Source organism: Chitinophaga sp. 01L420, from assembly GCF_056399985.1.
In genome coordinates, this window is the sequence record NZ_JBFTSK010000038.1 from 64,009 (window position 1) to 78,163 (window position 14,155).

At 41.8% G+C, this 14,155-nt stretch carries 12 protein-coding genes; 4 read left to right on the forward strand and 8 right to left on the reverse strand.

Annotated elements, in window-relative coordinates; translation table 11 throughout:
• Positions 1–106: 106 nt before the first annotated feature.
• Positions 107–211, reverse strand: a complete 105-nt coding sequence (locus tag AC1DP6_RS27300) for a helix-turn-helix domain-containing protein (protein ID WP_477057707.1) — start codon at positions 209–211, stop codon at positions 107–109.
• Between the two features lie 125 nt (positions 212–336).
• Here AC1DP6_RS27300 and AC1DP6_RS27305 point away from each other — a divergent pair, with 125 nt between their 5' ends.
• Positions 337–1,374, forward strand: coding sequence for an aldo/keto reductase (locus AC1DP6_RS27305; RefSeq protein WP_477057696.1), 1,038 nt, complete (start codon positions 337–339; stop codon positions 1,372–1,374).
• Positions 1,375–1,431: 57 nt separating this feature from the next.
• On the opposite strand, the gene AC1DP6_RS27310 is transcribed toward AC1DP6_RS27305, so the two are convergent.
• Both AC1DP6_RS27310 and AC1DP6_RS27315 read right to left on the reverse strand, forming a co-directional pair.
• The gene (locus AC1DP6_RS27310) at positions 1,432–2,358 is read right to left on the reverse strand and encodes an AraC family transcriptional regulator (RefSeq protein WP_477057697.1); all 927 of its coding nucleotides are present in this window, start codon (positions 2,356–2,358) and stop codon (positions 1,432–1,434) included.
• Between the two features lie 253 nt (positions 2,359–2,611).
• Entirely contained in the window at positions 2,612–3,040 is a 429-nt protein-coding gene (locus AC1DP6_RS27315) for a hypothetical protein (RefSeq protein ID WP_477057698.1), read from the reverse strand.
• A gap of 221 nt (positions 3,041–3,261) precedes the next feature.
• Here AC1DP6_RS27315 and AC1DP6_RS27320 point away from each other — a divergent pair, with 221 nt between their 5' ends.
• The gene (locus AC1DP6_RS27320) at positions 3,262–4,491 is read left to right on the forward strand and encodes a thioredoxin family protein (protein ID WP_477057699.1); all 1,230 of its coding nucleotides are present in this window, start codon (positions 3,262–3,264) and stop codon (positions 4,489–4,491) included.
• Between the two features lie 63 nt (positions 4,492–4,554).
• On the opposite strand, the gene AC1DP6_RS27325 is transcribed toward AC1DP6_RS27320, so the two are convergent.
• Both AC1DP6_RS27325 and AC1DP6_RS27330 read right to left on the reverse strand, forming a co-directional pair.
• Positions 4,555–5,004, reverse strand: a complete 450-nt coding sequence (locus AC1DP6_RS27325; RefSeq protein WP_477057700.1) for a DNA alkylation repair protein — start codon at positions 5,002–5,004, stop codon at positions 4,555–4,557.
• 6 nt (positions 5,005–5,010) lie between these two features.
• Complete coding sequence (locus AC1DP6_RS27330; protein ID WP_477057701.1) at positions 5,011–5,154, reverse strand: hypothetical protein; 144 nt, start codon at positions 5,152–5,154, stop codon at positions 5,011–5,013.
• 182 nt (positions 5,155–5,336) lie between these two features.
• Between AC1DP6_RS27330 and AC1DP6_RS27335 the strand changes: the two genes are divergently transcribed.
• Positions 5,337–8,021 (forward strand): TonB-dependent receptor domain-containing protein, encoded by a 2,685-nt coding sequence (locus AC1DP6_RS27335; protein ID WP_477057702.1) that lies wholly within the window; start codon positions 5,337–5,339, stop codon positions 8,019–8,021.
• Positions 8,022–8,025: 4 nt separating this feature from the next.
• On the opposite strand, the gene AC1DP6_RS27340 is transcribed toward AC1DP6_RS27335, so the two are convergent.
• Genes AC1DP6_RS27340 through AC1DP6_RS27350 form a run of 3 tightly spaced genes read right to left on the reverse strand, consistent with a single transcriptional unit; the run spans position 8,026 to position 10,245 of the window.
• Positions 8,026–8,433 (reverse strand): hypothetical protein, encoded by a 408-nt coding sequence (locus tag AC1DP6_RS27340; RefSeq protein ID WP_477057703.1) that lies wholly within the window; start codon positions 8,431–8,433, stop codon positions 8,026–8,028.
• A 57-nt stretch (positions 8,434–8,490) separates the two neighbouring features.
• Positions 8,491–9,663 carry a FecR family protein gene (locus AC1DP6_RS27345; protein WP_477057704.1) on the reverse strand — a complete coding sequence of 391 codons (1,173 nt, stop codon included), beginning with the start codon at positions 9,661–9,663 and terminating at the stop codon, positions 8,491–8,493.
• A 30-nt stretch (positions 9,664–9,693) separates the two neighbouring features.
• Entirely contained in the window at positions 9,694–10,245 is a 552-nt protein-coding gene (locus tag AC1DP6_RS27350; RefSeq protein ID WP_477057705.1) for an RNA polymerase sigma factor, read from the reverse strand.
• Positions 10,246–10,717: 472 nt separating this feature from the next.
• On the opposite strand from AC1DP6_RS27350, the gene AC1DP6_RS27355 reads away from it, so the two are divergent.
• Positions 10,718–14,155 (forward strand): SusC/RagA family TonB-linked outer membrane protein (locus AC1DP6_RS27355; protein WP_477057706.1); only part of this gene is annotated, 3,438 nt, incomplete at its 3' end.

The window sequence follows — 14,155 nt, forward strand, 5'->3', positions numbered from 1 at the left end:
AGGAATAATTTTAAAACGCAGCATTTTTTTGTGTGGCCGTAGGTGAAAATGTAGGCAGCTTATGGATCAGGACAGCCGTTACGGCACCAGGAACTTATTTTCCGGCTCAGCGGTTACGGAACGACACCGGCGTCATTTTATGCCGGTTGCGGAAAAAATGAGATAGGTAACTTTCATCGGCAAAACCAAATTCTTCGGAGATCTGCTTCAGCGTGAGTTGTCCTCATAAAAGTACAATTATATACCATAAATTTACAAGTACCACTTCCCTCCTTTCCCCGACCTTTGTACGCCACCACACAGGTGATCAATATAAAAATGATAAAATTACATCCAATGGAATACAGACAATTAGGTGCTTCAGGGCTACAGGTACCGGTGCTTAGTTTTGGTACCGCCACCTTCGGCGGAGGCAATGATTTTTTTAAAGCCTGGGGCAGCACACAGGCAGACGAGGCCACGCGACTGGTGAATCTTTGCCTGGATGCAGGCGTTAATCTGTTCGACACCGCCGATATTTATTCTGATGGTCTTTCAGAAGAAATCCTGGGCAAAGCCATTGCGGGCAAAAGAGATCAGTTGCTGATTTCTACCAAGGCTACTTTTACATTCGGAAAGGCTCCCAACAACCAGGGATCTTCCCGTTTCCATTTGCTACGGCAGATAGAAGGGAGTCTGAAACGTCTTGGAACAGACTATATCGATATTTACCATATGCACGGCTTTGATGGCGTTACACCGGTGGAAGAAACCATGCGGGTGCTGGATGATCTGGTGCAAAGTGGTAAGGTACGCTACATTGCCGCCTCCAATTTTTCCGGCTGGCACCTGATGAAATCGCAGGCCATTGCCGAAAAATATGGCTGGAACCGTTATGTAGCACACCAGGTATACTATTCGCTGGCCAACCGGGAATATGAATGGGAGTTGATGCCATTAGGTATTGATCAGGGAGTAGGCGCTATCGTTTGGTCGCCGCTGGCTGCAGGCCGGCTGGGTGGCAAATATCGCCGCAACAGCCCTATTCCGCAGCAGGGTCGTGTAGCCCAGGGTGGTAGTCCCGTACCGGAAGCGGTGGTGAAAGAAGAAGTGTTCTACAATATTATTGATGCACTGGATGAAATAGCTGCAGAAACGGGTAAAACAGTGGCGCAGATATCACTCAACTGGCTGCTGCAACGCCCTACGGTATCCAGTATCATCATTGGAGCCCGCAATGAAGACCAGCTCATTCAAAACCTGGGCGCCACCGGCTGGAACCTGACAACAGAACAGGTAAAGAAACTGGATGCCGCCAGTGAAGTGCCTACTATCTATCCTTACTGGCATCAGCGGCAGAATCTTACATTAAATCCTCCTCCGGCATTTTACTAATGCCATTATTTTCTTCCCCGGGCCTGACCCGGGGAAGAAATATATTTCCTGTATATCTTATTTAAAACAAATCAGCTGGTAGGTACCAGGAGTAATGCCTTCGGCACTCCTGAACAGCCGGATGAAGTAATTGGTGTCGTTAAACCCGCATTGCATGCTTACCTGGCTGACCGTATTGTTCCTGTCGGCCAGCAACTGCTTGGCCAGCTTTAGTCTTTCCCTGTTAATATATTGCAATGGAGTGATGCCGAATTGTTCCTTGAACCATTTAAAAAAGATGTTCCGGCTCAGGTAAGCCTTTCGGCAAAGGGCATCTATCGGGATATTTTCCGTTAAGTGTTCATGAATATAGTGTAGCACAAAATGGAAGCGGGTATTATTACTGTTAGTGTTCCTTTCTTCCGCTACCAGTTGCAGGTGCTGACTTTGCAGAATGCGGATCAGCAACTCTTTCATGTTGAGATCAGCATAAATATCCCTGCCACGATCGGGACTTTGACAAATGCGGATCAGTTTATTGATCAGGTCAGTTACGTCTGCATCGTTGTTGAAATGGTATTTATTAAACTGCAGGCGCCAGTCATTCTTCTCTGTAGGCTCGCTGTTATAATACTCATTAAGATATACCAGGGTATTGCGGATAAAGCTTTCGTCTACCGACAGGGCAATACATTGGGTAGGATTATCTGCTGCTGCTTCCGGAAAATCGATGATCATCGTTTCGTTGGCAGGTACAATCACGGATTCCCCCGGTTGATATTCAAAGGCCGGCTGTTCGGGCAGATGCATGATCTTTTTGCCCTGCACCATACTGGTAATTACAAAATCCCCAAAGGTCAGTGGTACCCGGTAAGCTTGCTGGTAACTCTCAAAGACATTGAATTCGCAATTGTTTGAATTGAAGACGCGCCGGTTCTCTACCAGACGTTGCAGGTATTTGGGATGTGTAAGGTCTATCTGCTGCACATAATGTTTTACCGGCATAGCGGAAGTTTTTACCTATAACAATTTACCACAATTTAACTAATCACCGAAAAACAGGTACAAATGTGCTATAGAAAAATACAATATTTAACACCCGGACGCAGATTGTTTAGCATATTTAGGTTTCGGAAACGGAAACCATCATAGTGTATTAACATCCACCTGGATCCATCAAACTGTTTACAATGAGCGGAGGCGGTATCGTGATAGAGTACCGCCTCCTTTATTTGGGCTCCGTACTTATTATTCTCACTTAGGGAACCCGTACCAGCTTGGTTTCCCATATCTGGTAATTCGGAGTACCCGGATTAAAAGAATAAGGGCTTAATACAAGCGTATCTTTAAAAAAAACATAACTGTTGGTATAAGAAGAACCGAAAATGATCATGTCATAGGCGGGAGCATCAAGTTCCGGTTTTGCGTTGACACGCGTTAATTTAAAGCTCCCCTCTTCATCTGCGATACCGGGAACATGTCTAAAATAGGTATAATCTGATTTAAACATCGTTCGGGCCCCTTCTCCGGGAGCATAAACACGGTAACCATTTACTCCGCGCTCTGCTACTATTTCCCAGCTACCGGTGAACTTCTTAAGAGGGTCGGTGTCTTTATCCTTTTTTTTACAGCTAACAAAAACTACCGCTAACAAAAGGAAGGAGGCTGCTACATAAAAATGTTTCATAGATCGGATGATTGGGATTTTGGGAAATATCTGTTTAACGACACCTCCTTCAAAAAAGTTACAGCCCGGCAAAGAACACAGGCAGTCTATATCCGCCAGGAAACGCTTGTCTGGCCACCTGGAGTCAACTTATCTTGTCAAATAATTTCCGGGGCCGGCCGGTTTTCTTCCGGAACTGACTTAAATTAGTATGTAAGAAATCAAACCACAAACCAAGCATTATGAAAAAATTACTCCTCCTTACCTTTCTGCTACCCCTACTGGCGGTAGCACAGGATAAAGGGATTCATTTTGAACACGGCAGCACCTGGGCTGCTGTACAAGCCAAAGCCAAGGCCGAGAACAAATACATTTTCATGGACTGTTTCACTACCTGGTGCGGCCCCTGCAAGTTTATGTCTGCCAACATTTTCCCACAGGAAAAAGTAGGCAACTTTATGAATGATAAATATATCAGCGTAAAAGTGCAGATGGACCAGACAGAAAAAGATAATGAAGACGTAAAAAACTGGTATGCATCTGCCAAAGAAATTGAAAAAAATTACAGCATCCGCGCCTATCCTACCTTCCTGGTATTTGCGCCCGATGGTCATATCGTAGACCGTCAGGTGGGTGGTGCTGAAGCAGATCAGTTTATTGAAAGATGTGCCGCATCCCTGACCCCTGCCACGCAGTATTACACACAGCTGGATAAATTCAAAAAAGGACAAAAAGATACAGCGTTCTTACGCAAACTGGCCTACCTCGCACTGGACAAATATGACCAGGAAAATGCAGCAGACATCTCCAAACTGTACCTGAGCCAACAGAAAGATCTTTACACACCGGTAAACCTGCAGTTCATCGGCAAGTTCACCCAAAGCAGCAAGGACGTGGGTTTTGATATGTTCCTTCACCACGCCGACAAAGTAAATAAAGTACTCGGCGCCGGTAAAGCGGAAGACAAAGTGATGGAAATTGTAGCCAAAGAAGAAGTATATCCTCAGCTGATGAAGAAAGACCAGAGCGCTCCTGACTGGACCGGGCTGGAAAAGAATATTACCGCCAAATACCCTGGCATAGCAGAAGAACTGATCCTGAAAACCAAGGTACAGTATTACAGCTATATCAAAGATGCCAACAATGCAGTGGCTAACATTGTAGCCTATATGAAAAAATATGGCCACAAAGCAGACCCACAGGCACTGAATGAATACGCCTGGACCATCTTTGAAAAATGTAATGACATGCAGTGCATAGAACAGGCACTGGAATGGAGCAAACGCTCTTTCAAAGACACTGAAATCCCTGCTTTCATGGACACCTATGCTAACCTGCTGTACAAATCCGGCAAGAAAGACGATGCCATCGCATGGGAAGAAAAAGCCCTGAACAAAGCGGATGGTGATGAGAAAAAGAATTATGAAACTACCCTCGAGAAAATGAAGAAGGGTGAAAAATACTGGGAATAGCAGCGCTGCCTCCCAAAAAGAACCGGTTTATGAAAAGCTTTTCAGCGATTCATGAACCGGTTTTTATTTCATGACTAATTTATACGTAAACGCAATTTCCGGAACAGACAGGTCCCAGGTTTTTACTTCCTGCTCCACCAGCGTACCATGCTTCTTACGGATATCTCTTAAAGCATTCCCTACCGACTTACGGAGATATTCACTTTCTTTTGATTTCAATTTACTAATCAGCTCAATCGCCTTTTCCGGATGCTCCCTAAAGTAAGATCTGCTGGTCCAGATACGTAAACCTTCCACTACTGCTCTGTTGAGCAGAGGATTGTGATCACTCCCCCAGCGTTTGATTTCCGGCAACGCTTTTTCATAACCAATAACTTTGCAGTAATGATCGATGGCTTTGGCCAGCATTTCCTGCACCCGCCAGTTCTCATCTTTGGCTACTTTGGTTTTAAGCAACTGCAATGCTTTCTCATCTTCGGGCGATAACAGTCCCAGGAGATAAACGCCCAGCATCCGCTCCTAGTAACTGTCGCCAGCAATCAATGCCGTAGCTGTTTTCATATGATCCTGACTGGCATCCTTTATTATTTTATCACCAGCTTCTGTGATATGTTTAAAGCCGTTTTCTATTTTTTTTAAAGCGGTGATAACAGATGATAACATATGTGGAACAATTTCATACTAAATATAATTATTCCGGATGGGAAGTGTTCTGATGATTTGTGAATAGAAATTCAAAAAATCAGCATAGGACCCATGGTCGAAAAAATCAGGCAGCTGCCCTATATACTGCAATAGGATTGCAATAAGAATATCGATATTACCGCTCTATGTAATCCCTCAGTATGAAGCTATTGCCGCTTTTGATGACCATTGTTTTAGGCTCGCTTTGTGCCCGGTCGCAAACCCCTACCCGGTACAATATAAGGGGAAGAATTCTCGATGAAAGTACCCGAAGTCCACTGGCCGACGCTACGATCAATTTACTGTATGCAAAAGATTCCACGAGCGCACATTTTACCTCTTTTTCCATAAATAATGGCTCCTTTGCCATCGCAGGAATTCCTCAGGGGCATTACATTGTTTTTATCACCTATTTGGGTTACCAACCTTTATTGAAAACATTACCAGGTAGCTTCAAAGAGGAAAGCGCTGACTTAGGTGATATCCGATTAATCCGCACCGGCGTTAATCTGTCTCAGGTGGAGGTGATCGAAAGCCGCTCACCGGTTTCCATGAAAGTGGATACCATGGAATACAATGCCAGCTATTACAAAACAAAGGAGACTTCCACCATGGAAGTGCTCTTAAAAAAGATCCCTGGTATTGAAATCACTCCCGACGGTAACATTAAAATTAATGGGAAGCCTGTTAAAACCATCATGATCGACGGGCATCCCTATTTCGGAAACAATACCAGGCTAGCGGTCGAAAATCTGCTGGCCGGAATGGCGGAAAAAATTCAGCTGATTGACCGAAAGCCAGAACTGGATGGCCAGCATACAGGTGGCAACCAGGAAACAGAGAAAGCCATCAACATCACTATCAAGAAAGATCATTTGAACAGTATAAATGGTTTCCTGTCCGCAGGATATGGTAGTTCGGATAAATTTACCGGTAAAACCAGTATAAACTACTTTACCAAAGATAAACAGCTCACCTTCCTTGCAGGTGGCAACAACATGAATGGATTTATGGACAATATGGCCGGCGCTAACGGCAACGGCCTGACCAGGAATTTGAACACCGGCATAAATTATAACCAGACCCTCAGTAAGAAAGTCAATATAAGCGGGAGCTATTACATCGATAACACCCGCGCAGAGGTATTAACCGGATCCCTCCGACAGAATTTCTTAAAGGATTCAAGTTTTTATTATCGCCAGAGCTCAGATAACCTGGATAACAATACAGCCCATTCCCTTGATCTTACATTCAATTATAAAATTGATTCATTGAGTACCCTGACCATCTTGAACCGGCTGAATTATAGAGAAAAATCCAATGACTTTCAAAACGACTATTCATCTTTTGTTAATCCGGATTTTCTCATCAACAAGGGTACCACACACAACTCCTCCAAAGAGAATACCCGCTCTTATGTTACCAACTGGACCTACAACCGGACATTTAAACAGCCGGGGCGCAGGCTAATTGCCGGGTTCAACTTAGGACATGGTAACACCCACTCAGATGCCTTCAACGCCTCTAACACCAAATATCAGCTGAGCGATGGACAGCAAAGCGGGGATAGCCTGAAACAGTTCAATACCCAAAAGGGAGATAATAAGGTGTTTCAGGCTACCCTTAACTATACACAACCCATCATCAGGGACTGGTTCATAGATCTCTCTTATATCTATACCAACGTATCGAATTATTTAGATAAGCAGGTATATGGTTTTAATTATCCGAAGTTGGTGTACGATAAATTTGAAGATTCGCTGAGTGGGAAGTTTACCAACTCTTCCCGGACAAATTTCGGCGGTGTGACACTACGATACAAAGGGCCAAAACTTGAGTATGGTGCCGGGATTGATATGATTAATAATACACTAAGTAACGAAAAGCCGGATCATCCGGATAATCCCGACATCCACTTATTTAAAATTTTCCCAAATGTATTTATCAACTATGATTTCGATAGAAATAATAAGCTCAATGCAACCTACAACAGTAATGTCCAGTCACCTGGAACTGAGCAGTTGCGGCCTATACCGGACAATAGTAACCCATTGTACATTACCATAGGTAACCCTGACCTTAAAGCTACCCGAACCGACAATTATACCCTTGGGTTTAGATCGGTGGCGCCTAAAACGTCCAGAACATTGTATGCATTTGGGGCATTGTCGTTCGAGTACAACAAAATTGTGAGTACAACCAATATAGATTCGTTAGGAAGGCAGGTAAGTAAATCCGTTAATGTAAATGGGGCTTATAATGCAAGCCTCTATATCATGAATACTTTCCCTTTAAAAAATTTAAGAACTTCTATTAATAGCAGTACCTCATTCAATTTCAATAAAGATTTTGCGAACACCAATGGTAACCTTGGTCAGGTAAACAAAAGCAGCATCAGTCAAAGCCTTAGCTTTTCCTATACACATAATGAGTTATTTGACCTTATGCTCTCTGCGCAAGCTGTTTATAATAAAGCGCACTACTTTTTACAGGAAACTGCGAACACTGCCTATTTCGATTATTTATTTTCTCTGGATGGCAACATTAACCTGCCCCTGGGATTCACCATTGGGACTAATATAAACTACACCCTGAATACCGGGCGCGCCCCCGGCTATAATGCCGACCAACTGCTGCTGAACGCCATGATTTCAAAATCCGTATTGCCTCAGTCGCGGGGCCAGTTGAAATTGCAGGTATTTGATCTCCTGGACCGCAATATTTCCTATGTACGTAATACTACGGCCAGTTATATAGAGGATATGCAAACCAATCCCATAAAACGCTTTGTTATGCTGGGTTTTACTTATTACTTCAAGCCAAGCGTGGCTAATGGGAATAAATGATCTTTCAGGCGTAGCTCAAACATAAAACAGCGCCTATCCTTTTAACAAGGTTCCTGATGATCTGATCTCTGGTGGAAGGCATTATATCCATATATAAAAGATGGATCACTCTTTCCCACCTGTAATAAGCTGTAGGATCCTGGTTCATGTCTGCCCCCACCGTGATACCATCTGCAAACCGGATGGCAGGCTGATCCAGGAATAATACTACTTCAAATGGTCCATTCCAGTTTTCTAAAAAACGGAACAGGGCGCCACTTTTCAGGTAGTCTGTAATCAGATGCCGATGCTCTTTGAATTTGAAAAGATTTCTGATGAAAAGAATTTCAATGAGTGCAGGTGGGACTTTGAAGTTAACTGCTTCCTCAATACAAATGTCTCTAAACTCGATAACGGTTTGGTTTTGGTCCATACATATTCTTTAACAATTATGAAATTGGCACCTTTAAACTATCGTTCTGATTTAGCCTCAATGTAAAATGATCTCTTCGGGATTTTGTTGGTATTTTAGATTAGTTACTGCGCTAAGATTGTCGAGGAATATTTTAATATCTTCTTTTTTATTCACCCCTCCGGTGAACCTCAGGTCCCTGAGAGAAGAATTCTCTACAGTGATATTAACACCATACCATCTTTCCAGCACTTTTTTGATCTCTGCCAGTCCTGAATTCTGAAAGAAATAGCGTCCTTCTTTCCATGCAAGTTCCCGGTTCGGGCTTACATTTTGTAAAAGGATATCTTTATTATCACTGGTGATTGCCGTTGCTCCTGCTTTCATGAGCAGTTGCTTTTTAGCTGTTGCAATGCGCACGGAACCGCTTACGAGAGATACCCTGGTATGACCGGGATCGTAAGTGTTAACATTAAATTCGGTTCCTAAAACCTGTATATCTCCATTTTTAGTATGCACAACAAATGTCCGGTCAGCATCTTTGGCGACTTTAATATATGCTTCCCCGTTAATCCAGATTTCTCTTTTACTATCAGAGAAGGCCATAGGCAGGGATACCGTTGTGTTGGAATTGATTTGCACCACCGATCCGTCTTCAAGTTTCAGATTGAAATTCTTTCCTGCCGGCACAATAAGCTGGTTGATCCCGTTCATCCCTGCAGGTGCTTTCATACTGAATAGGCCCTCCTGCTGYTCAAATTGAATTCCATAATGTTTAAAATTCCCTTGATCTTCATTCAAACTGATCTTTCTTCCATCTGAAAGTATCAGGCAAACGTTTTGGGCTGCTTTAATGGTTGTCTTATTAATGGCTAACTTGGGTGTAGGAATTGTAAAGTAACTTCCCTGATAAATTAATAGTATTAGTGCCACTACTGCTGCAGCGGATATTAATGCCACAATGCTCCTTTTGGGAAGTGTAAATAGGAACGATGGCCGGACATGCTGATTTTCCGTTTCCTGCTCAACAATATTTAAAGGTTTCCATAAATTTTCATCTTCAAACCTTTTGAAATGGTTGGCTTTATCATTTTCCGGATAATATTTACAGAACTCCACCCATCTGGCCTTTAACACTGGATCTTCCTCAATGATTTCATTGAGGGTACTTAGCTCCGTTTCCGATAGGGAATTCGATAGCTTTAGAGCGAAATAGATTTCTATTTCATCTTCATTAAGTTTACTCCTCATAATCTTAAAACACGATTTCCTGATTAATCTTTATTCCTTTGTATAATTTTTTAGTTTTATTCTAAGAAATTTTACGGCATTACTGAGATGAACGCCTACTGTATTGGTACTGATGGATCTGGATATAGCAATTTCCTTAAATGTCATATCTTCCAGGTACCGCATTTCARAAATTCTCTTAGAAGCCGGGGAGGTAATACTGGCAATAGCATGAGTCAAAAGCTGACTTAATTCGCTTTGCTCCAGTTTGCTTTCAGGCATTAGAATAGCATCTATTGGGAGATCCGATTCTCTTTTCTTTTTGACCCGCTGATCCCTGAGATAATTGAAAGAGCGGGTTCGAACGATTGTAAAGAGATAGGAAATAGTCTGTCTGTCTTTAATGATTTGTTCCCTCTTGTTCCATAGACTTATAAAGGCGTCATGCACCAGGTCAAAACAAACCTGTTCATCATCAACAAATCGCAAGGCGTAAATCAATAATGGTTTTCGATAGCGTTCATATATTATTCTGAAGGCGGATTCATCGCCCTCTTTAATCGCATTCAGCAAGTGACAATCGTCCTTGTAATTCTCTAGCATGGAGAGCTCATCCTGTTTAAAGAGGTGTGGGCGCCAAGGGGAGCCCAAACATCGGTTTGGTTTATTATGAGTATCAGTAAGGAAAAAGTATCAACATTGCGCGATCTCAATTACGCCATACTGGTTTTGCCGTAATTCACTGTTTTCCTATCCAGCCTATTCCCCAATAGACTTAGAAAAATAAAGAGTGTCCTGTAATTTCAACCGAGATGTCAAGTTAGTTATGAGCAATAAAATTCTTACAAGTTTACTAACGAGGTAAAACTAAAAAAGGTTTTTGTAAGTCTTCTCTTTCTTTGGTTAACGAATTGTTAAGCCAATAAACAGCCCCGTTGTATTTACTGGTACACGGCAGGATTATTTTAGTTTCCTGTTATAAAATATCAGCGAACGAAAAAATCAATGATTAAACAGCAATATTTTAAGGTTTGCATTCATTTGTAACATTATTACGGGAATGTTATGCATTCTTATGGTAAACACAACTTTTGCCGTTCAAAAGCCAATAAACATACTGTCCCAGAATGCATTTGTTTCTCTCAGTTTTATTAATGCGGCGCTCTCAGACATCTTAAGCAGTATCCAAAATCAAACCGGGCTTACTTTTTTTTACAGTAACAATGTGCTGAATACCAGCGAACGGCAGACTATTAAAGTTAAAAATGTTCCTGTAGATCAGGCATTGACGATGCTCTTAGATAACAAGAAGTTTGGTTGGGAGATCGACAACGCGCGCAAGTCCATTCGTATCATTGGCCGCGGATCAATGACAACTAATCGCCCCCCTCTCAACTCAGATTCTGCTGCTAATGGGAATTTAAGGGGACGGGTTACAGATAAAACAGGTACGCCTCTAATAGGTGCCACAATACGAGTTAAAGGCACCAATATAGGAGCTGTGTCTGATGCGAATGGCAGATTCATTATCTCTGGTGCTCCACAGGGTGCAACACTTCAAATCTCTTTCACAGGCTATCAGCATCAGGAATTCCCGTTATCCGGTCAGCAGGATATTCAGATTCACTTAGTGGCCACCTCCAGTAACTTATCGGAGGTAGAAGTGTTATCTACAKGTTATCAGCTGATACCCAAAGAACGAGTTACCGGATCCTTTGACTATTTAGATAATAAACTCTTAAATAGAAGCGTCAGTACAGATATCCTGAGCCGACTAGATGGTGTTTCCAGTGGTGTTATTTTTAATAAAGATGCAAATCGTGTTGGTTTTTCAAACGAAGGAGGAGACCCCTCAATAAGTATTCGTGGGAGGAGTACTTTATTTGCCAATACAGAGCCGCTGATTGTTCTGGATAATTTTCCTTACGAAGGCGATCCTTCCAACATTAATCCAAATGACATAGAATCTGTGACCATCCTAAAAGATGCCGCTGCTGCATCCATATGGGGAGTTCGTGCCGGAAATGGCGTCATCGTACTCACATCAAAAAAAGGGAAAAAAAATCAAAAACCAAATATATCTCTCAACACGAATTTAACCATAACCGGCAAGCCTGATATCTATGCAATCCCCCAATTAACCCCTAAGGAATATATTGGTCTGGAAAAATTCTGGTTTGATCAGGGCAAGTATGATGGAGACCTCTCTTATTCTCCTTATGTGGTACAATCGTCAGTGGTGGATATTTTAGATAGGGAAAAAAATGGCTTAATCAGCCACGCAGACGCAACCGATCAATTGAATAAACTTTCATCGATAGATTCAAGAAGTGACTATTCCAGGTATTTCCTTCGAAAATCAGTGAATCAGCAATATGCGCTGAGCCTTAGTGGTGGCAGCCAAGATGATCAATATTACATTTCAGGTGGTTTCGATCGGAATTTGAACAGTCCCGTTTCCAGTGGTTATAATCGGTTTACCTTAAACGCCCGCAATACATATAAACTACTGCAACAACGACTGGAGTTAACAACTGATTTGTTTTTCACTAAAAGTCTTACACGCAGTAATGCAGCTATGTATGCTCCTTCTTTTCCCTATGAAAGGGTTGTTGATAATAAAGGAAACGCCTTATCCGTCATAAGGGATTTTCGTCAGGCGAGCAAGGATGCACTTTCGAATTCCAGTTATCTCGACTGGAACTACTACCCTTATAGTGAGCGCCTAAATAATAGCAATAAAACTGATCTGTCTGATTACAGAGTAAACATAGGACTAAACTACAAAATTATCTCTGAAGTTCTCAGGTTAAGTATAAATTATCAATACCAGCAAGGTGTAATAGATCAAAATATCTTAAATGATCAGGGTAGCTACACCACTCGCCTGATGATTAATCAGTTCACGCAGGTTGATCCATCTGGTAGTATTTCTTACCCTATTCCGTTGGGTGGAATCTTAACTAACAATGCTACAAATTATAAGAGTAATACAGGAAGGGCTCAGTTTAACTATAATCAGATACTATCTTCAAAACATAATCTCAGTGCAATTGGAGGCTTTGAGATAAGAGACTACAACTCTTTTAGCCGGATAAATAAACTATATGGATACAATGAGGACAATGCAACAAACATTCCTGTAGATTACTTTGCAGATTTTATCAAACAGCCCAATGGTAGCTCGGATCGTATTCCAAATACATATGGCCAAAATGGAAGTTCAGATCGTTTTCTATCTTATTATGCTAATGCTGCCTATACATATAATTACAAGTATACCTTTTCAGCAAGTGCCAGAAGAGATGAATCAAATCTATTTGGTGTAAGGGCCAACCAGAAAGGTATTCCACTTTATTCCCTGGGTTTGTCCTGGGACATAAGTAGGGAGAAATTTTATAACCTAGCAGCGTTACCTTATTTAAAATTTCGGCTTACCGATGGCTATAATGGCAACCTGAGTAAAAACTTGTCTGCATATACTACAGCAAAAACCGACGGTACTAATATATATGGCGCGCCCCAACAGATCATTGTAAATCCGCCAAACCCAGAATTAAGCTGGGAAAGGGTACACATCATCAATGCGGCCTTGGAGTTCGGAAGTAAGGGAAACAGATTGACCGGAAGTGTTGATTTCTTTTCCAAGAAGGGAGAAAACTTAATAGGTAATAGCCCAGTGTCACCTCAAACAGGGAATATTCAATTTATCGGCAATACTGCAGACATGCTCACAAAAGGGGTCGATTTTAATCTGAACAGCATAAATATAAAAGGAGTCTTTAAATGGTCTACAAATTTCCTGTTTAGTTATGTAAGGGATAAAATCACTTCCTATAAACTTCAAACCGGAGTCAATAATAATTATATCCAGTCTAACTACATGAATCCAATAGTTGGAAAGCCTTATTCCGCAATATTTGCCTATCCCTGGAAAGGACTTGACAATAAAGGAAATCCACAGGGGATGTTAGACGGTAAACTGAGCCAAGATTATGGATCTATTTTAAACTCTACCAATCTGACCAATCTTGTTTATATAGGTTCTGCAAATCCCACCTTCTTTGGAAGCCTTCGCAATGATTTTTCATATAAGGCAATAGAGCTTTCTTTTAACATCACTTATAAAATGGGATATTATTTCAGAAGGGGGTCATTCAATTCAGGAAACAATGGTTACCGGCAAGCAGACTTCGATAAGCGATGGCAAAATTCAGGGGATGAAAAAAACACAAATGTCCCTGCGCTAATATATCCGGCAGACGATCAGCGTGATGCATTTTATAATGGATCTGAGGTACTGGTCGAAAGAGGGGACCAGATTCGTTTACAGGATATCCAGGTAGCTTATACATTTCAACGAAAGGGCAAAGGATTTCCAATTAGTAGCCTTCGTATTTATGGATACGCAAATAACCTGGGAATTTTATGGCGAGCAAACAAGTTAAGGCTGGATCCTGATTATACAGGCGGCGGAAGCTATTCGATACCGAATCCAAGGGCATATTCCTTT